Below are 19863 nucleotides of genomic sequence, written 5' to 3'. Positions count from 1 at the left end.
ATCACGGCCTTATTTTATGGTGATCGTTGAACATCCTATTCGTAGGCATAATCTACTTTTAAAGGATTAAAAGTAGCAAAAATCCTCTGTACGCTGAAGGTACTTCCTGTACCTCAGCGCACAGGCGACATCCATGTCGCCTGTCCTCAATGACATATGCTTTGCGTGAATTGATATGGTTATTTATGAACATCGTCTTGCTTGATCCTAGTCAAACTGAATCTGAACTTTGGAGTATTAGCGCCAAACGTCAAATTGAGCATTTAAAAAACCATGTGAATATACAGGTGGGCGATACACTCAAAGTCGGTATTCGGGAAGGAAAACGCTATTTAACCCAAATCGTCAGTATCAGTGATGAGCGCATTCAACTTAAACCCTTACAAGAAGAAGAAGTACCTGCAAAGCATCCGGTGACTTTAATTGTGGCAATGCCTCGTCCGAAAGTGTTGCGCCGTCTGATCATGGATGCCGTCACTTTAGGTGTAGAAAAAATCATTTTGCTGCACAGTTATCGCGTGGATAAAAGCTATTGGCAGACCCCATTTTTACAGCAGCTCGATCACTATGTGACGTTGGGTTTGGAGCAGGCAGGTGACACCATTGCGCCCAAAATTGAACTGTATAAACGCTTTAAACCCTTTGTGGAGGATGTTTTACCGAGCATGATTTCATCGGACTATCCGGCTTATGTGGCGCATCCTTATGTTGAAGATGTGATGCCTACAGGGATTCAACATGGATGTACGATCATTATTGGACCTGAAGGTGGATTTATCCCTTATGAGGTGGATTTACTCATAAAAAACGGCTGCCAAGCAGTCAGCTTAGGCAACCGAATTATCCGGACAGAAACTGTGATTCCGTACGTTTTAGGGCGATTATTTAGCTGTTGACGCTTCTGTCTCAGCTTGATCACCACGGTAAACTTTAACTTCCTGTACAGGGTAAGGAATTGAAATTCCATTTTGATTGAATGCTTGGATAACGTGTTCTTGCACTTCACTGATTGAGTTCGCAGTGGTGGTTTCAGTGGTATCTACCCACCAACGGACATTCAGATTGACCGAGAAATCAGCCAAAGCATTCACGTTTACGGTAAATGCAGGCTGGCTCAAGATGGTTGGGTCTTTGTCCAAAATAGCCAAAACAATGTTTTTAGCTTTTTGAATATCATCTTCGTAACCAATACCCACCACAAATTCACAACGACGACGTTGATAAGCGGTATTCACCGTTACCGCACTGGTGTAAACCGTCGCGTTTGGAATCACGATACGACGACCATCTGGAGAACGTAGGAAGGTTGCACGGATCTGAATATCTTCAACAGTACCTTCCATTCCTGACACAATAATGTCATCACCGATTTTGAACGGTTCGCCGAGGAGAATCAAAATACCCGACAGTAAGTTCTGGAAAATATCTTTAAACGCGAAACCGATTGCGACCGAACCAATCCCCAATGCACTCATGAGCTGACCCGGTGTGAAACCTGGGATCGCAATGACCATTGCAATCAGGAAACCGAAGAACATAATGGCTGAGCTACCGACACGGTTCAGGACCAAAACTAGATTTTGTTTTGAATAAGAACGGTCAGTGAGCGCTTTACGAACAAAGAATCTAAAGAGTTTTGACAGTAGATAGAAGATCGTAAAAACAATTAATGCGATACAAATATAAGGCAGGCGTTCCCAAAATCCATCGACAAATTTATCGATCGTTGAGTATGCGTCATTATATTTAGAGGTATGTTCCAGCACGGTTTGTGCGGTTTTTTCTGTTGCCTCTTGCAAAAGTTGAGTCGTGCCTTGAGTGACATCACTCAAGGCATTTTCTTTTTCAGCCACGAGTTTTCCAAATGTTCAGATTTTTCGCTATTTTGCCTGAAATTAGTGGCGAAAATAACCCTCATTTACAGGCTTGCGAACAGATGTATCAAAATTCAGACAGGCTCAAATTCGGTCAGTGGCTTAGAAGTATTCAGTACCTTGTTGAATGATTTCTGTAGGCGATTCAATTTCTCCGCTACCCATCATATACGAGGTGATGCTACCTGTAGCCAAGAGCGACAAGACACTGATTAAAATCATCAACCATGCCAGAATTTTTTCCCAAACCGCAGCAGGGCGTGGCGCGCCGTATTGATTTACGGTCGGTGTGCCTGAGGCCAATAATAAATACAGGATAAAGAACAGATTGATCACGGGGATAAATAATAATAGTAGCAACCAACCGGCTTTATTGAGGTCATGCAGCCGACGCACGACAAAGACACAATAAAAATAAATGTAGAGAATAATAATCGCCAAATAGGCGAGGCCAGATACCCCTGTGAATATGCCAACAAATTGCTCATTTAACGCCATGGTATTGATGTTGAAAATACCCACAGCAAGGCTTAAGGCGATCAAGGCAAAAAAGCTGATGATATTGAGAAAGCCATACCAACCAATCATGCTCAGTCGACCAAAACGTCCATCTGGTTTCAAGGGATTGTCCGATGTAGTGTTCGTCTGACGGGAAAAGAAAGAAGAGTCTTGGGTATTCATGCTTGGGTCAACTCAACGTGTATGGAAGAATAAAAATGCGGAATGCTGAGTAAAATTACCTTTGCATTATAGGTTCAAATGAACTGATCAGATACTGAATTGAAACATGTTTTTGTTGAAATTTTGCTCAAAAATATGCTTTAAATGGGAAAGAATAATACGACCAAAGCATGATTGCTGCGATTAAAAATTAATCGTCATACTGCTGTGATGCAGAAATTATAAAAGTAGAAATGTGGCATGGCATCTCGTGATGAGATGAATCAGATCAAGGAAAATACAATATGAAAGAGATCTATCCAGTACCTGAAAGTTTTAAAAAAACCGCGCGCATCAATGAGTCGGAGTACTTTGAGCGTTATCAAAAATCGATTGAACAACCAGATGAGTTTTGGGCGGAGCAAGCGCAAAAGATCGATTGGATCAAACCGTTTACCCAAGTTAAAAATACCAATTTTAAGCAAGATGATTTCAAGATCGAGTGGTTTGCTGACGGTGAACTGAATGTCAGTGCCAACTGCCTCGATCGACATTTAAAAGAACATCCACATAAACCGGCCATTATTTGGGAAGGTGATCATCCTTCACGGCATAAAATCATTTCTTTTGAAGAACTGCATGATGAAACTTGCCGTTTTGCCAATGTGCTGAAAAAACATGGCGTGGGTAAAGGCGACCGTGTGGTGCTGTATATGCCAATGGTACCCGAAGCGGCAATTGCGATGTTGGCTTGTACCCGAATTGGTGCAGTACACTGCGTGGTTTTTGGCGGATTCTCACCAGACTCATTGGCAAGTCGTATTGATGATAGTCAGGCGAAAGTCGTGATTACTGCGGATTGTGGGATGCGTGGTGGTAAGCCCATCCCACTCAAAGAAAATGTCGACCTTGCACTCGACATCGAAGGCACATCTTCGGTTCAAAATGTCATTGTGGTGCACCGTACAGGTAACCCGATCGAAATGAAAGCGGATCGTGATTTGTGGTATCACATGGAAATCATGTCGGTTAATGATATTTGTCCACCTGAACCCATGAATGCCGAAGACCCGCTGTTTATTTTATATACATCAGGTTCAACTGGAAAACCGAAAGGTGTATTGCATACCACGGGAGGCTATTTAACCTATGTGAATTGTACTTTCCGTGAAGTTTTTGACTTAAAACAAGATGATGTGTTTTGGTGTACCGCAGATGTCGGATGGATCACTGGGCATTCATATGTATTGTATGGCCCATTGTCGAATGGTACCACGACCGTGATGTTTGAAGGGGTGCCGCAATATCCAAGTTGGGCTCGGACCGGACATATTGTCGATAAACATAACGTCACTATTTTATATACGGCACCGACTGCAATTCGCGCCATGATGCGAGAAGGGGATGCCTTTGTCCGAGAAAGTGACCGCAGTAGTCTGCGTTTACTAGGTTCGGTGGGTGAACCCATTAACCCAGAGGCATGGAATTGGTACTACACCGTGGTAGGTGAAAGCCGCTGCCCAGTGGTGGATACATGGTGGCAAACAGAGACGGGTGGTTTCATGATTACGCCATTGCCGGGAGCAACCGATTTAAAACCGGGTTCAGCGACGCGTCCATTCTTTGGTGTACAACCTGCGATTGTCGATGCTGAAGGCAATGAGCTTGAAGGTGCCGTAGAAGGCAATTTGGTGATTAAGGATTCTTGGCCGGGACAAATGCGAACCATTTGGGGTGATCCTGAGCGCTTTATTGAAGCTTATTTCTCCACTTATCCGGGGACGTATTTTACAGGTGATGGCGCACGTCGTGATGAGTCTGGCTACTATTGGATTACGGGCCGTGTGGATGATGTCTTGAACGTTTCAGGGCATCGATTAGGAACGGCTGAAATTGAAAGTGCGCTGGTTGCACATGATGCTGTGGCAGAGTCTGCGGTGGTGGGTATGCCGCATGATATTAAGGGACAGGGGATTTGCGCCTTTGTGACCTTACAAGCCGGGACAGCCGAGACGGATGAGTTGCGTCAGGAACTGGTGGCTTGGGTACGAAAAGTCCTTGGACCAGTGGCAACGCCAGATGCACTGCATTGGGCGCCAGCCTTACCAAAAACCCGTTCTGGTAAAATCATGCGCCGTATTTTAAGAAAAATTGCGGCCAATGAGCTGGACTCTTTAGGCGACACTTCGACCTTGGCAGAACCTCAAGTGGTTGAACATTTGATTGTGACGGTTTATCCGAAGTCATAAGAGCAATTTGAGCATGAGTGATCATGTTCTGATGAAAGTTCACTATGGCTTATACCAAGGATTATTAAAGCAATAATGAACGTCCTTTCTCCTATAAAAGTTGATTAGGATGAAGGGACGTTCATGATGCATTTTATCCATCCTAAATACGACGTATAAAATGATCAAATTATAAGTCGCCTGAATCTTGGTGACTTAGATTTCATGAGATATAGATTTTACAGATATAGACTGCAGGCATTGAGATAAGCTGAATGCCTCTACTTTGTTAAGCTAAAACGGTAACAGAATAATCAGACAGACATATGAACGCTTCAACTCCATTGACTCAAGATCCGATCGATATTGCCAAAAAACTGGCGGCAGAATTTGCCACGACGGCTGCTCAGCGTGATAAGCAGGGGGGAAATCCCAAAGCTGAACGTGATTTGATTCGTCAAAGTGGTTTGCTTGCATTGTCCATTGGAAAACAATACGGTGGACAGGGTGCAGATTGGCTGACGATTTTTAAAACCATTCAAACCATTGCTCAAGTGGATAGCTCATTGGCGCATGTTTATGGTTTCCATCATTTATTGATTGCAACGGTACAGTTGTTCGCGCAGCCAGAGCAATATGGCCCGTGGTTTGAACAGACTGCACGTGAGCATTTATTTTGGGGCAACACCCTAAACCCTTTAGACCGCCGTACTACAGCGACGCAACTGTCTGAACATGAATATGTGTTTCATGGCGATAAAAGTTTTTGTTCGGGTTCCATGGATTCCGACATTTTGCTGTGTTCTGGCTTCAATGAAGATGGAAAATTATTGATCGGGGTGATTCCTACAGCACGTGAAGGCGTCAGTTTTGTCGGCGATTGGGACAATATGGGACAACGTCAAACCGACAGTGGAAGCAGCCATTTTGAACAGGTCAAAATTTCCAAAGATGAATTACTACTGAACCCGGGGCCTTTGAGTACACCGTATTCAAGCTTACGTCCGTTGATTGCACAGTTGATCTTTGTGCATATGTTTTTGGGGGTGGCAGAAGGGGCTTTTGAAACAGCAAAACAGACGGTTCAAAACCAAAAAGCGTGGTCAAAATCATTGGCTGAAAATGCAGTGAATGACCCTTTCATTCAAAAGCATTTTGCTGAGTTTTATGTGCAATTAGAAAGTGTACGATTATTGGCAGATAAAGCGGTTCAGCGTTTGCAATGGGCTTGGGAGATTGGTGCAGCTTTAACGGCGGAACAACGTGGAGAAGTTTCTATTGCGATTGCAACAGCCAAAATTGCGGCCACCAATAGTGCGCTGTACATTACGCAAAATATTTTCCAAGTGATGGGCGCACGTGCCACGACGGCCAAATTGAATTTAGATCGCTTCTGGCGCAATGTACGTACCCAGACCTTACACGATCCGATTGATTATAAATATCAGGAGGTCGGTGAATGGGTGCTTACAGCCAAAGTGCCAGATCCAAGTTTTTATTCTTAAACGTATATTGCACATGAGCCAATAAAAAAGCCTCCGAAAGGGAGGCTTTTTTGCAATGTAATTTCAGTCGATCTTAACGCTGATGAATATTTTCTAAGGTATCGACTAAGGTTCGCGTTGTTTGATCAATTTCATAATTCACGGCATCACCGACTTGGACATCTTTCCATGTAGTGAGGCGCAGTGTTTCAGGAATGAGATCGATTGAAATTTCACTATTGGCACGATCAACACGGTTCACAGTCAAACTGCAACCATTGAGTCCAATAAAACCTTTGAGAAAGAAATATTTAATATTGCCTGCCGGAATGTGAATATCGAGATGAAAGGTTTCCCCACGATGTTCTAAGTTTTTGATCGTGGCTGTGCCTTCGATATGACCATATAGATTGTGACCACCATTTTCTGCGCCAACTTTGGCTGAGCGTTCGACATTGACCTCATCACCGGCCTTGAGAGCTTTTAGCGTGGTGAGTTGATTGGTCAAATCTGAGACATCAAAATGTACTTGGTTGGCTGCCAAATCAATATGTGTGGCCGTTAAACACACGCCATTAATCGCCACACTTGCCCCGATAAAGACATCATGAAAAAAATTCTGATGATTTGAAATCACCAAGGTTGTGAAGCCATTGCCTTGACGAATGTCTAAGACTTTTTCTAAACCTTGCACGATGCCTGTATACATGTGAGCGTCTCTAAAATGATTTGCGTTTTCTGTATTGTAGGGACAAAACGACCGATCGGCTATGCCTTAGAGTGACCATTTCAGTACAGCGTTTTGATCCCTAGCAGTTCGATCTTGGCAGTCTCTACAATGCTCGGAATGTTTCAATTGCCGCTAGGCGAGACTGCTTTAAATCGACAATCGGCTGAGGGTAGTTCAATTCTAGTTGAGGATTTTTGGCAAAGGGTTGGTGAATTTGTTTGGCATCCAAATCTGCGAGTTCAGGTAGCCATTGACGTAAATAATCCCCGTTCGGATCAAATTTCTGAGATTGGCTGATCGGGTTAAAAATCCGAAAATAAGGTACAGCATCTGTACCCGTCGAGGCGCACCATTGCCAACCGCCATTATTGGCCGCTAAGTCGCCATCGACAAGGTGCTGCATAAACCATTGCTCCCCCAACCGCCAATCGATCAGTAGATTCTTACTGAGGAACATGGCACAAATCATCCGCACCCGATTATGCATCCAACCCGTAGCCAGTAGTTGACGGATCCCTGCATCGACAATTGGAATGCCTGTCTGACCTTGCTGCCATGCAGCCAAGTCTTGTGGTGCATGGCGCCATTTTATTTTTAAGGTTTTGGTTTGAAACGGCTGGTGCTGAGATACCTGCGGGTAGTCAAATAAAATGTGTTGGTAAAATTCACGCCAAAGTAGCTCATCGAGCCACGTTTGTTGCCCTCTGTGGTCGATCTGGAAATAGCCACCTTGTTCACGAAACAGGGCTTGCAGACATTGGCGAATAGACAAGATGCCCAAGTTGAGATACATGCCAATTCGACTGGTAGCATTGAGCGCTGGATAGTCCCGATCATCAGCATAACGACTCAGATGTTGTTCTATAAATTCATCTAAGCACTGCTGTGCATGATTTTCCCCAATCGGCCAAAGCTCGATTTGAGCTGCTAACAGCCCTGCGGGATAAAAAGGACGAAGATCGAATTCGGTTTGCCACAGCGGATGCGAGGCGAGAGCCGCTTGGGCTTCAATAGCGGGATAACAAGTAGGCAGACTGATACTCAATTTTTCGTAGCAATTTTTCTTAAATGCACCGAAAACTTGATAAGGATGTCCAGATTGATTGCGAATACTGCCAACAGGAAACAGGGTGCGGTCATGGTACAGCTCAACAGAGATGTGCTGCTGTTCTAATAACTGTTGTACTTCGCGATCTCGTTTAAGTTCATTCACACCATGTTCAATATGTGCATGAACAGTGTGTATATTGAGCTGAGTACATAAGGTTAATAGCTCAGTGGCGATGTCTGACCAATCGGGAATATGCTGAATAATCAGTGGAATATTTAGTTCAGCCAATTGCTGTCGCAAAAGTTCCAGTTGGGCAAGATAGCGATGGATTTTAATAGGGGCATCATCATGCCTTGCCCATTGTTCAGGAGAAAGCGCAATAAAGGCAACAGTTGGACCAGACTGTGTCGCCTGCCACAGTGCGCTATGGTCATGTTGTCTTAAATCTTGTCGAAACCAAACAAGTTGCATGTTTATTGCCTCGTTTTTGTTGGAAATATCACCAGAATTACGGGGGTATCTATTGGTAATGAAATTATCTAAAAAATCGATTTCTATAAAAAAACCATATAATATCTATGGTTTAACTTAACCGATTGCGCACAATCCTGTCAGCTTAAGCGTACAAGTAACGAAGTTTTTAGACGCTATGCGCGCTTTTAAATTTTACCTAAGATGAACTTATACAGGAACAGGACGTTCCGGAACATAAAACAATAACAAAGTGTTCACCATCAGGACTGTGAAGCAAGACAGGAGTCATGCTTAAGTATCCATATAGAAAAAGCCCGACAGGATGTCGGGCTTTTTCTTTGTCTATAGGTTAGCTCATTTTCTAGAATCAAAGCATATCTTTAAATGGGACTCGAGATAAAAAATCCCCTAAGCCGAGCCTTAGGGGAGGAAAGTGAAGTGAGCCGATTGTGATTATTATGCTGATTTTATGAGCTGTGACTGCATCAACAATTATGCTGATTTAGCCTGCACAACTTGCTGCTGTTGAGCTTCCAGTTCACGAACCAGTGGCAACACTTTTTCGCCAAAGTATTCCACTTCTTCAATGAAGTGGAGAAAACCTGAGAGAACCAAATCGACGCCTACACTTTTGAGTTCCACAATGCGTTCTGCAATTTGTTGTGGCGTACCAATCAGATTGGTTTTAAAGCCGTCGTTGTATTGAACCAAATCTTCAAAAGTAGATTTTGCCCAGTTACCTTCGCCTTCTTTTGTGGATGCACCTGCTTCACGAGTTGCATCGCCAAAGGCATTGACCGCTTCAGTATTGGCATTGTCGATAATAGCTTGAAGCACCGCTTGGGCTTCTTCCTCAGTATCTCGGGCAATGATGAAGGCATTCACCCCGATTTTGACCTGATGGTTATTGGCCTTGGCTTTTTCACGAATATCATCGATCTGCTTTTTCAACTCAGCAGGGGTATTGCCGTTGGTGAAGTACCAATCGGAAACACGTGATGCCATGTCACGTGCTGCACGTGAACTGCCACCTTGGAAGATTTCAATATGCGGTTTTTGCACCGGTTTCGGAGATAGAGTGTAGTCTTTAAATTGATAGTATTTACCATCAAAACTAAAGTTATCCTGCGTCCAAACACCTTTTAGGCTACGAATGAATTCTTCAGAACGCGCATAGCGTTGATCATGCTCGGGCCATTCTTCTCCAATCGCATCAAACTCACCACGGAACCAACCACTCACGACATTAATCGCAATACGGCCATTGGTGAGATGATCGATGGTCGCCAATTGTTTCGCAGCCAGAGCTGGTTTCCAAGGGCCGGGTAAAATCGCGGCAATGACTTTGAGCTTTTCAGTTTTGGCCAAAATTCCATGGCTGAAACTAACCGATTCATGTTGATTTTCCGCGTTATAGCCTGCGGTAAAACGAATTTGAGTCAGCGCATAATCAAAGCCACTTTTTTCTGCAGCTTGTGCCAAACGCACGTTATAGTCATAGCTCCAATCGGTACGCTGTTCAATATTACTGACCACCAAACCACCACTGACGTTTGGTACCCAATACGCAAATGTAATGTTTTTTTCTTGTACTGACATTTTGCAAACCCTCGGGATCGAATTGTTATGCTGTGGTGTTTAAGCCACTTGCGTTTTTGGCTTTTTACTATGCAGTCGAGCTTCAGCGGCATCCAAACTTGGAACAGCTGCAGAAGGAAGAACTTCTTCTTGCTCGATTTGCTTATTAATGCCCAAGTTTTGGTTGGCTTGTTGAGACTTGGCTTTCACCACTTCAGCACGCTGACCTTTGGCTGGAGCCCATTCCAAAATCGGCAGCGCACGTGCTACAGCTAAAGTAATGCGGTCACGGAGTAATTCACTATGAATGGTGTATTCAGGGGTGAAATCACGATCTGTTGCATAGACCCCAATCGGTAATGTTTGCGCTTGGAAGAAACTGAATAATGGACGCAGTTGATGTTCAAGCACTAAGGCATGGCGTTCAGAACCACCCGAAGCTGCAAGCAAGACAGGTACATCGACCAATGCAGTTTGTTCGACAAAGTCAAAGAAGTGTTTAAACAGACCTGTAAATGAAGCACGGTAAACTGGTGTTCCAACAATCAGTGCATCAGCAGCTTCAACGGCAGCAAGGTCATCTTGTACACGTTGTGGCAATTGGTTACGGTAAATCGCCCCACCTAATAAATTGCCAATTTCACTAAACTTAATAAAATGCACATTGATTGGAGTCGCATTACCGAGCTCATCAACAATGGCTTGTACCAAAGCTTCAGTTTTAGATGGATTGTTTAGACCACCTGACACAGCAACAATATTCAGGGGTTTTTGTAGATTAATTTGAGACATTTTTTAAACCTAAAAGTGTGGTTTCTCGGAATGCCTTTTATTAATCCCGATGGGTGGATCACTGTAAAATAACGAAAATCAGAAAAGTTATCTGATTTTTAGATATATTGGAAAAACCACAAGATTCGTGAAATTTCAAATTTTAAACTGTTGATATTTCAACATATAATGCTTAGATATAAGCATTTTTACTGTGTTGATAAAATTTATATGAAAATATGATTAGATTTAAAGATTTATAGAAAATGCGAAAAAAGACGCATTTTAGGTGAAAATCTACATTTTAAATGCAAAAAAATAAGTTCTTGCATATCCTTCACATAGCATGTGTGGTTAGAATAGGGTCATTGTGCACAAGATCTCTCACGTTGCTTATGAATATTTTAATCGTTGATGATCACCCGCTGTTTCGTCATGCTTTAATTCAGGCGGTTCGTTATAGTTTGCCTCAGGCGCAAATTCATGAGACTGCAGCAGTCAATGAATGCTATGAACGTCTTGAAAATGGCCCTGAGCCTGATCTTGTGTTATTGGATTTAAACTTGCCGGGTGCTTCAGGCTTTTCTGCCTTGGTGCATATACGCGCACAATATCCATCGATTCCAATCATTGTGGTCTCTGCGCATGAAGAAGCGTCGATTATTCAACGTGCGATTGCACATGGCGCAATGGGTTATATTCCAAAATCTGCGCATCCAAGTCACATTGGTGAAGCGATTCGTCAAGTCTTAGAAGGCGAGATTTGGTTACCACCAAATTTACCAGCCAACATGAACTTTGACCCACGTGCTGCAGATGAAACGGCATTGGCAGAACGTATTCAGTCTTTAACACCGCAACAATTCCGCGTGTTAATGATGGTGGCGGAAGGTTTGTTGAATAAACAAATTGCCTATGAGTTGGATGTGTCTGAAGCAACCATCAAAGCACATGTGACGGCGATTTTCCGTAAGTTGGGCGTACAAAACCGAACTCAAGCTGTTTTGGCAATTAATGCATTGAATATTGAAGAAAAGAAAATCTAAGGATTTTTTCAAAAAAAAGACCTCCATCGTGGAGGTCTTTTTTTATGCTGTTTAAGCGATAGAACAATGCGAATTAAACCAATAACTGATATTACGCACCTAAAAGTAATTTCGCATTTTTAAAATGATTTTTAAGTCAGTTCGACGGAGTCTTACATCTAGGGATTAAATAAAGGGATCAGCCTTCGGCTGGAGGTACTTTTGTTTCGGCAAAAGTACCCAAAACCATTGTCATCCGCAAAACTCGTTCACTTGCGCCAAATTATTCAAAGTATCGCAAAAACATTTGTGATTAGAAGTCGTCCTGTCTCAAACACTTGCGGATGACGTTACCGCGTATCGTTCTTTTATTTGAATCAAATTGTGCTTCTGATGTTACTGCGTAACATCAGTTAATACCTTATATAAACAACTTCAACAATAACTTAAGCAATATAGTCTTGCTTAGGCGTCAGATCGGTACAATACAAAGGATTGAGCGCACATTGCAGTTCATCAATTTGTTCATCGGACACATAGCCGCGCGCTTTGAGATAATCTGCGACACGGTCATCACGTAAACTTAGAAAAGTAGCATCATAAACACCCAAATCCACAAATAGGGCTGCAGTTTCTAAGCTGTTAAAACGGTCCAGATAGACATCATTGTCGTACATCAGGAAGATATGGTCTTGCTTGGAGTTGGCATCGACATTTAAACGTTGTGCCAATTCAAATGGCGCTGTTTTAATAAACAGTAAATCAGATAATTCATCAAACTGTGTTTTATCCAGCTGGTTTTTGTCGGTTTTGACTTTACCGAGCCAAGCTTTAAATACTAAGACCGCACCACCACGCAGTAGCATGCTCCAAATCTGATGACGGGTGTCCAAACCTAAGCTATTGGATTCTGCTTCTAAATTTTGCAGCAGTAGATCTTCTTGTTCTGCCAGTCGATCGAATAAGCCAAGACCTTGGGGTTTGTAAGCATTCGGTGCAAAGACATCAAAATTCAGTTCGTCAAATACTTGTAAAGCGAGAGGAACGGCACTGCGATAGAGCGTTTCCAGCGCTTCGACTTGCACATCACTTAATTTGCTGAACTTAAATAATTGACGCCAATCGATCTCTGGCAAAATGGCATTGGCACCATACTGACGATGAAACTGTAGATTTTGATCAAAACCATGCGGCATTGTTTCTGAAATATTCACAAGATCACTCCTAATATGCGGGGGAGATCAGCTTCTCAAGTGTTGAGTTATGATGCTTCTTGAATTGGCTTGAAACTGATCAACTTCTTATGAATATTTTTAAAACGAACGGCCGCAGCTAAATATACGACTAAAGTTTTAGTTTTTATTTTTGGTTATAAAAATATGATTTAAATCAAATAGATTTTTAATTGTAACTAAGTGTACAAGTGTTCACTCACGCATTCGATATCTTTTGCCATAGGCAATCTTAATTTGATATTTATGGCTAATAAATAGACGAAATATCGGGGCTATTTTGAATGGTCTTGCCGTTGAGACAAATTTTTTTGCCAGTTAGGTAAGTTTAAGTAAAAGCAAGGTAAACAAAAGCCCATTTCATGTGAATGAAATGGGCTACTTTTCACAGAGCGATGTCCTGTAACAACGCTACTGATTTGAAATTTTTAAACCAGATAACCATGAACGCAGTGAAGCCGGTTTCAATGGTTTTTTCAGTAAGACGATGTTTAACTCTTTTAGACGTTGCGGTAGTTCAGGATCAGAATCTGCGGTAATCAGCGCCACAGGGACATTTTCCTGACGGTTATCTAAAATAAAGTCGAGACCGATCTTGTTGTTATTCAAGTGTTGGTCAACCAACCAAACTTGAATATTTTCTTGTTGAATCAACTCCATGGCCTGTTCAGGTTCAGTGGCTTTAAAGACTTGATAGCCCCATTTGGTCAGTAAGGTCGACATCCCTTCCAAAATGGTTTCATCATTGTCTAAGCACAGAATCTTATAGGCTTTGGTCTTCAGCGGAACCGCTTGAGTCGGTGCAGCGACCACTTTTGGCGCAGCGACCACAGGCACTTCAATCATAAAACACGAACCATGACCAAGTTCTGAGAACACATGCACTGGGTAGTCGAGTAGGCTGGTCATGCGTTGCACGATGGCTAAACCTAAGCCCAGACCCTGTTCGCCCCATGGAGAGGTATGTCCACAGCGTTCGAACTCTTGGAACAACTTAATGCGCTGTTCTTCCGCGATCCCAGGACCTGTATCCCAAACGCCAATACGAATATGTCCTGGACGTGCTGAACGTAGCACACCCACCACAACACGACCACGCGCCGTATAGCGTAGGGCATTGCTGACGAAGTTTTGAATAATACGACGAATCCACTGTGGGTCGGTGTCAATCCAGAACTGAGCATCATGTACGGTCAGTTTGATATTACGCTGTGCTGCAATCGATTTAAATTGCAGTTCAAGATCGCTGAGTAAGTCATGCAGTGGATAAGGCTGACGTTTCGGCTGGATCGTTCCACCTTCGAGTCGTGCAATATCCAAGAGGGCAGAGAGCATACTTTCCGCACCATGCAGCGCACGATCAAGTTGCTGAAGCGTTTTACGATCATCGTCATTTTGTACGCTTTGCTCGAGGGCGGTACTGAACAGGCGAGCAGCATGCATCGGTTGCAATAAGTCATGGCTTGCGGCAGCAATAAAGCGGCTTTTCGACATATTGGCTTTATCGGCTTGCTCACGTGCCAATTGTTGTTCAGACAGGGCATCTGCCAACTGTTGGGTACGGTCTTGTACACGCCCTTCAAGCAAGGCTTCATTTTCACGGAATGCAGTAATATCGGCAAAGGTCGTGACGAAACCGCCGCCTTCGATTGGGTTCCCGCGCATCTGAATTACACGGCCATCTTTACGGATCCGTTCAAATTCGTGTGCGCTGCCGACTTGCATCCAATGCATACGTTTACGCACATGTTCTTCGACTGAACCGGGACCACATTCGCCGCGTTCAGCGTTATAACGAATCAAGTCTGAAATTGGACAACCGACATAGACAATGTCTTTTGGATAATCAAACAGTTTGAGATATTGATTATTCCATGCCACCAAACACATATTTTCATCAACTACGGACACACCTTGAGTCATATGGTCGATCATGGTCATGATCAGGTTTTGGTTAAAGCGCTGCCACTGTGAGGCTTGGTCAAGAATATTTGCGACCTGACCGAGTGCTAAACCATTATTGACCATGGCTGTGGTGAGTAGGGTACGGGCAGATGCCGCACCGATGGTGCCGGCAAGATACTGTTCGGTAAAACGCCACCACATGCCGTTGGCGCTGCTATTTTCATTCAAAACGACATTGTTTTGTGCGCAGAACTGGTTGAAGGCGCGCATAGTTGGACCTTCACCGGTAATGCGTTTTGCCAAAGTAATCAGATCACCTACTTTTAAGCGTGCCACATCATGGTGAATATAGCTGATGTCGTTTGATGTACTTTGAGCCGGGAGGGGCTTGGTTTCATAATAAAAGAAACTTTCGGCCTGAATTTGCTCGGCAACACTTGGACGGAAGACGCGGGAAATCCAAATATAGAGGGTGATATTTAAACCCAGTGCCCAAACTACGCCATGGGTAAGTGGATCGAAAGATTCAAACCCTAACAGTGCTTCAGGACGTAACCAACTCAAGCCTAGCGGACCCTGACTTAAAAGATTTTCGGTAAATGTTTTAAATTGTTCAGGCAGGCTACGCAATACGGTTGGTAATAACAGGGTATAAGCCCACATGCCAAAGCCGACCAACAGACCTGCATATACGCCTTGCTTACTTCCGCCGCGCCAATATAAACCACCAATTAACGCCGGTGCAAACTGTGCCACAGCACTGAAGGCCAATAGGCCAAATACCGATAATTGGTCAATGTCATTGAAGAAATGGAAGAACAAGAAGCCCAATAACATGACCGCTAAAATACATACACGACGTGTGAATTTCAGTACGAGTGGTAGGCGTTTGTCATGACGTGACAATAAGCGTGTACGCCACAGTGCAGGCATGATCAAGTCATTACTGAGCATAATCGACAAGGCCACTGACGACACCAACAGCATACCTGTCGATGCTGAAAAACCACCGAGAAACGCAAGTAAGGTCAACCAGTCTTGGTTATAACTCAAAGGCAGTGAGAGCACGGCAACATCGGGGATTGCCAAGTAGGCAGGTGCTGCATGCAGCGCCCAACTGGCAATCGGGATGATCGCGATAATGGTTAAAATCAGATAAATGGCAAACCAACGACGAGCACCACGGATATGCTTTTCATCTCGCAGTTCAACCACCGCGACATGGAACTGACGTGGTAGACAAATAATCGCTAATGCAGCCAATAAAGTTTGAATCCAAAAGCTTTCTGGCACACCTTTGAGCTGAACATCTTTAAAGGTGGTGTTGATGTCATGGCTGATTTGAGCCATGTTTTCAGGTGATTCAAAAACAAAGAAAAATGCGACTGCAAGTAGTGCAAACAGCTTGACGAAAGACTCAAATGCCACAGCCAACATTAAGCCGCCGTGCTGTTCAGTATTGGCAATCTGTCGTGTCCCAAACATCATCGCCAAAATCGCCAATACACCAGTCAAAAACAGCACACTATTGGTGGTGCTGGTCAGACCAGCGGTCGGTTCTAAAATGACCGTTGCACTTAGGGCAATTGCACGTAGTTGCAAGGCTAAATAGGGAATAATGGCAATCACGGCAAGGATCGTGACTAATGACGCTAAGGGGCCACTTTTACCATATCGTGCTGCTACAAAGTCGGCAATCGATGAAATGGCATGATGCTGACGGACACGGCCTAAACGTCGCCAAATATCATAGCCGAGCGCAACAAATAGCAGCGGTCCTAGATAGATCGGCAGGAAAATAATGCCCTCACGAACCGCGGCACCTGTTGCGCCATAAAACGTCCAAGATGAACAGTAAACCCCTAAAGTTAGACTAAAGAGAAGCATTCTGCCGCGAGTACTGAGCCTGCTGGCATGCTTTTCACCAAAGAATGCACATACAAAGAGTAATGCGATGTAAAGGGCCAATACCCCGACGATAAGCCAACTATTCATAGAGCCTGCAGCATATTAATTCTCGCTTAATGATAACGCATCCATAGGCTTAGGGAGGTTATTGCTCAAAATTTAACGACCAAAGTCTAAATTACAAGAGATAAGGAACATTGGTAAGTTTAGCTTCGAAATAATTCGAATTAGAAAATTGCGCGCCAAGGTTCGGCGTAAGGAGAACATTATGGATGAGAGACAGGTAGAACAAATTCTACAGAATCCAAAATTTAAGGAAATGGTTAGCCGTAAAAGTAAGTTGAGCTGGACTTTGACGATCATCATGTTGGTGGTCTATGTCGGCTTCATGCTACTTGTGGGCTATAACAAAGAGTTCTTGATGCAATCCGTGAGTGGTGGTGTAACCACGATTGGTATGCCATTAGGTTTGAGCATTATTGTATTGTCATTCCTACTCTGTGGTGTGTATTCGTACATTGCAAATAATAAATTAGATGCATTAAACGAAGAAGCAATGCGTGAAGTAGAAGCAATTACTCAAGAAAAAGGACTTCACTAAGATGAAATGGAATTCATTGAAAGCAACAGCACTGGCGGCTCCCGCTCTGCTCATGTCAAGCATGGCAATGGCAGGACCAGATTTAGGTGAAGCACAGCAGCAAGCGACCAACTGGCACGCAATTATCATGTTTGCCATCTTTGTAGGTTTTACGCTGCTAATTACTAAATGGGCTGCAAAACAAACTACCAACACTGCAGATTTCTATACTGCTGGTGGTGGTATTTCAGGTTTCCAAAATGGTCTAGCGATTGCCGGTGACTATATGTCAGCAGCATCGTTCCTCGGTATTTCCGCAATGGTATTCAGTTCAGGCTTTGATGGCTTGCTGTATTCATTGGGCTTTATGGTGGGTTGGCCAATTGTATTGTTCTTAGTAGCAGAGCGTCTGCGTAACTTAGGTAAATTCAACTTATCTGACGTTGTATCGTTCCGTTTGGCTGAAAAACCAGTACGTACATTGGCAGCAATGAGCTCGCTGGTGGTTGTAGCGTTCTACCTAATCGCACAGATGGTAGGTGCAGGCCAGTTAATCAAATTGTTATTCGGTCTAAACTACAACATTGCGGTTGTGATTGTTGGCTTGCTGATGATGGCGTATGTAATCTTCGGCGGTATGTTGGCAACGACTTGGGTACAGATCATTAAAGCAGTGATGCTACTTTCTGGCGCAACGTTCATGGCATTCATGGTCATGAAGGGCGTGGGCTTCAGCTTCTCTGAAATGTTCTCACAATCTATTCAAGTTTTCTCTAAAGTTCACGAAGTGACTTTGGCAGAAGCGGGCAATATTATGGGGCCTGGTAAATTGGCTGCGAACCCAATTGATGCGATCTCTCTAGGTCTGGCATTAATGTTCGGTACAGCAGGTTTACCACACATCTTAATGCGTTTCTTCACGGTTAAAGATGCCAAAGAAGCGCGTAAATCAGTGGTTGTAGCAACAGGTTTCATTGGTTACTTCTACCTACTGACTTTCATCATTGGTTTTGGTGCGATCCTTTACGTTTCAAACAACCCACAATTCCTTGATGTTGCAAAAATGGCGGTAACTGGCAAGCTAGAGCTTGTTGGTGGTAACAACATGGCTGCGGTGCATTTATCTGATGCATTAGGCGGTGATTTGTTCATGGGCTTCATTTCAGCGGTGGCATTCGCAACGATTCTTGCAGTTGTTGCAGGTCTAACATTGTCTGGTGCTTCAGCTATTTCACATGACTTGTATGCAAACGTATTCAAGAAAGGTCAAACAACGCCAGAATCTGAACTTCGTATGTCTAAAATCGCGACTTTAGGTCTTGCGATCTTCGCGATGATTTTAGGTATCTTGTTCGAGAAACAAAACGTTGCATTCATGGTTGGCTTGGCGTTCTCTGTAGCAGCATGTGCAAACTTCCCAGTACTTGTATTGTCTATGTTCTGGAGAGGCTTGACCACTCGCGGCGCAGTGATTGGCGGTTTAGTAGGTCTGCTTACAGCAGTGACCCTAATTATCTTATCTAAAGCAGTTTGGGTAGATACATTCGCAATCTCTGAAACACCAATTAACCCATTCAATGGTCCTGCTATCTTTGCAATGCCATTGGCATTCATCTGCTGCTGGTTGTTCTCTGTGACTGATAATTCAGCACAAGCACAAGCTGAGCGTAAAGCATTCGATGCACAGTATGTACGTTCACAAACTGGTATTGGTATCTCTGGTGCTTCAGATCACTAATCTGAATCGCCTAAAAAGCCCCTAATAAGGGGCTTTTTTTATATTTAGTGAATGATATGACGCAGAGGTTTGTAGACAAATCTCTGTCCTATTTGCGTGTATAATTTTCTCCATTGATCGACATTTTCCAATGGCCTTGATCATCTTGATAAGGCGAGCGCTGAATGGTGAATTGTTGAGAGAAATTATCCTGACCGATGCTAAAGCTCTGATCACCAAAACTGCTCAAATGGGCTTTTATTCGCGACTGTTCAGCACCACTGAAGGTTTGGTTGGCAATACTTTTTTCAGTATGTTCTTGATGGTAATACGTCACTTCGCCCGACGATTTGATCACTAATTCACTGTGGTTGTTTTGCCAAGTCCCCACATAATTTTCATGGCCTTTGAGGAGCGGACTGTTTTGTGTACAGGCAGAGAGCATGAGCAGACAGAGGGGTGCAAATACGAGATGTTTTTTCATAATGAAATCTACCACGCAGGAGATTTCTTTAAATGTGCGCCTGAATGCTGAAACTTACAATAGGCTTTTTGAGGCTCATAGGTGATAAAAAAACTGAGGCAGAACAGTAGGCATATGTGATGTTTTTCAGGACACGCTCAACAAATCTTTGCAGTAGAAGAA

Annotated in this window: 15 protein-coding genes; 6 read left to right on the top strand and 9 right to left on the bottom strand. The window is 43.4% G+C overall.

From position 1 onward, the window contains the following. The first annotated feature begins 185 nt into the window (after positions 1–185). Entirely contained in the window at positions 186–896 is a 711-nt protein-coding gene (locus FTT72_RS10610; RefSeq protein ID WP_180178334.1) for a 16S rRNA (uracil(1498)-N(3))-methyltransferase, read from the top strand. Here FTT72_RS10610 and FTT72_RS10605 read toward each other — a convergent pair. Both FTT72_RS10605 and FTT72_RS10600 read right to left on the bottom strand, forming a co-directional pair. Continuing rightward, complete coding sequence (locus FTT72_RS10605) at positions 882–1853, bottom strand: mechanosensitive ion channel family protein (RefSeq protein ID WP_078193200.1); 972 nt, start codon at positions 1851–1853, stop codon at positions 882–884. The two genes, FTT72_RS10610 and FTT72_RS10605, sit on opposite strands and share 15 nt — an antisense overlap. Before the next feature lie 123 nt (positions 1854–1976). Beyond that, positions 1977–2555 (bottom strand): DUF805 domain-containing protein, encoded by a 579-nt coding sequence (locus FTT72_RS10600; protein ID WP_168379414.1) that lies wholly within the window; start codon positions 2553–2555, stop codon positions 1977–1979. Between the two features lie 284 nt (positions 2556–2839). Here FTT72_RS10600 and acs point away from each other — a divergent pair, with 284 nt between their 5' ends. Beyond that, on the top strand, positions 2840–4783 hold the full coding sequence (acs, locus tag FTT72_RS10595; protein WP_180011584.1) for an acetate--CoA ligase: 1944 nt from the start codon (positions 2840–2842) through the stop codon (positions 4781–4783). A 305-nt stretch (positions 4784–5088) separates the two neighbouring features. Continuing rightward, positions 5089–6267, top strand: coding sequence for an acyl-CoA dehydrogenase family protein (locus FTT72_RS10590; RefSeq protein WP_180178333.1), 1179 nt, complete (start codon positions 5089–5091; stop codon positions 6265–6267). Between the two features lie 73 nt (positions 6268–6340). On the opposite strand, the gene FTT72_RS10585 is transcribed toward FTT72_RS10590, so the two are convergent. From FTT72_RS10585 to msuE, 4 genes are all read right to left on the bottom strand, one after another. Continuing rightward, on the bottom strand, positions 6341–6955 hold the full coding sequence (locus FTT72_RS10585; RefSeq protein WP_180022763.1) for a riboflavin synthase subunit alpha: 615 nt from the start codon (positions 6953–6955) through the stop codon (positions 6341–6343). Positions 6956–7079: 124 nt separating this feature from the next. After that, the gene (locus tag FTT72_RS10580; RefSeq protein ID WP_180178332.1) at positions 7080–8498 is read right to left on the bottom strand and encodes a deoxyribodipyrimidine photo-lyase; all 1419 of its coding nucleotides are present in this window, start codon (positions 8496–8498) and stop codon (positions 7080–7082) included. A gap of 495 nt (positions 8499–8993) precedes the next feature. After that, positions 8994–10100, bottom strand: coding sequence for a dimethylsulfone monooxygenase SfnG (sfnG, locus tag FTT72_RS10575; protein WP_078190545.1), 1107 nt, complete (start codon positions 10098–10100; stop codon positions 8994–8996). 39 nt (positions 10101–10139) lie between these two features. Beyond that, positions 10140–10871, bottom strand: a complete 732-nt coding sequence (gene msuE, locus FTT72_RS10570; protein ID WP_180175605.1) for an FMN reductase — start codon at positions 10869–10871, stop codon at positions 10140–10142. 374 nt (positions 10872–11245) lie between these two features. On the opposite strand from msuE, the gene FTT72_RS10565 reads away from it, so the two are divergent. After that, entirely contained in the window at positions 11246–11896 is a 651-nt protein-coding gene (locus FTT72_RS10565; protein WP_078190543.1) for a response regulator transcription factor, read from the top strand. Between the two features lie 425 nt (positions 11897–12321). On the opposite strand, the gene FTT72_RS10560 is transcribed toward FTT72_RS10565, so the two are convergent. Both FTT72_RS10560 and FTT72_RS10555 read right to left on the bottom strand, forming a co-directional pair. After that, entirely contained in the window at positions 12322–13089 is a 768-nt protein-coding gene (locus FTT72_RS10560; RefSeq protein ID WP_180135104.1) for a hypothetical protein, read from the bottom strand. Positions 13090–13518: 429 nt separating this feature from the next. Then, complete coding sequence (locus tag FTT72_RS10555; RefSeq protein WP_180022766.1) at positions 13519–17007, bottom strand: PAS domain-containing hybrid sensor histidine kinase/response regulator; 3489 nt, start codon at positions 17005–17007, stop codon at positions 13519–13521. Positions 17008–17188: 181 nt separating this feature from the next. Between FTT72_RS10555 and FTT72_RS10550 the strand changes: the two genes are divergently transcribed. Beyond that, a complete protein-coding gene (locus FTT72_RS10550) occupies positions 17189–17521 on the top strand; it encodes a DUF485 domain-containing protein (RefSeq protein WP_078190540.1) in 333 nt (110 codons plus the stop codon). A 1-nt stretch (position 17522) separates the two neighbouring features. After that, positions 17523–19238, top strand: coding sequence for a cation acetate symporter (locus FTT72_RS10545; protein WP_180002715.1), 1716 nt, complete (start codon positions 17523–17525; stop codon positions 19236–19238). 88 nt (positions 19239–19326) lie between these two features. Here FTT72_RS10545 and FTT72_RS10540 read toward each other — a convergent pair whose 3' ends face one another. Then, positions 19327–19701 (bottom strand): hypothetical protein, encoded by a 375-nt coding sequence (locus tag FTT72_RS10540; RefSeq protein ID WP_180008801.1) that lies wholly within the window; start codon positions 19699–19701, stop codon positions 19327–19329. Positions 19702–19863: the final 162 nt, after the last annotated feature.

Source organism: Acinetobacter sp. YH01005, from assembly GCF_013420465.1.
GTDB lineage: Bacteria > Pseudomonadota > Gammaproteobacteria > Pseudomonadales > Moraxellaceae > Acinetobacter > Acinetobacter amyesii.
The sequence above is the reverse complement of the archived record's forward strand: the minus strand, read 5'-3'. Positions and strand labels throughout refer to the sequence as shown.

Coding starts and splice junctions, on each gene's coding strand:
- FTT72_RS10610 (WP_180178334.1), top strand. CDS start 186: ATGAACATCGTCTTGCTTGATCCTAGTCAAACTGAATCTGAACTTTGG.
- FTT72_RS10600 (WP_168379414.1), bottom strand. CDS start 2,555: ATGAATACCCAAGACTCTTCTTTCTTTTCCCGTCAGACGAACACTACA.
- acs (WP_180011584.1), top strand. CDS start 2,840: ATGAAAGAGATCTATCCAGTACCTGAAAGTTTTAAAAAAACCGCGCGC.
- FTT72_RS10590 (WP_180178333.1), top strand. CDS start 5,089: ATGAACGCTTCAACTCCATTGACTCAAGATCCGATCGATATTGCCAAA.
- FTT72_RS10585 (WP_180022763.1), bottom strand. CDS start 6,955: ATGTATACAGGCATCGTGCAAGGTTTAGAAAAAGTCTTAGACATTCGT.
- FTT72_RS10580 (WP_180178332.1), bottom strand. CDS start 8,498: ATGCAACTTGTTTGGTTTCGACAAGATTTAAGACAACATGACCATAGC.
- sfnG (WP_078190545.1), bottom strand. CDS start 10,100: ATGTCAGTACAAGAAAAAAACATTACATTTGCGTATTGGGTACCAAAC.
- msuE (WP_180175605.1), bottom strand. CDS start 10,871: ATGTCTCAAATTAATCTACAAAAACCCCTGAATATTGTTGCTGTGTCA.
- FTT72_RS10565 (WP_078190543.1), top strand. CDS start 11,246: ATGAATATTTTAATCGTTGATGATCACCCGCTGTTTCGTCATGCTTTA.
- FTT72_RS10555 (WP_180022766.1), bottom strand. CDS start 17,007: ATGAATAGTTGGCTTATCGTCGGGGTATTGGCCCTTTACATCGCATTA.
- FTT72_RS10550 (WP_078190540.1), top strand. CDS start 17,189: ATGGATGAGAGACAGGTAGAACAAATTCTACAGAATCCAAAATTTAAG.
- FTT72_RS10545 (WP_180002715.1), top strand. CDS start 17,523: ATGAAATGGAATTCATTGAAAGCAACAGCACTGGCGGCTCCCGCTCTG.
- FTT72_RS10540 (WP_180008801.1), bottom strand. CDS start 19,701: ATGAAAAAACATCTCGTATTTGCACCCCTCTGTCTGCTCATGCTCTCT.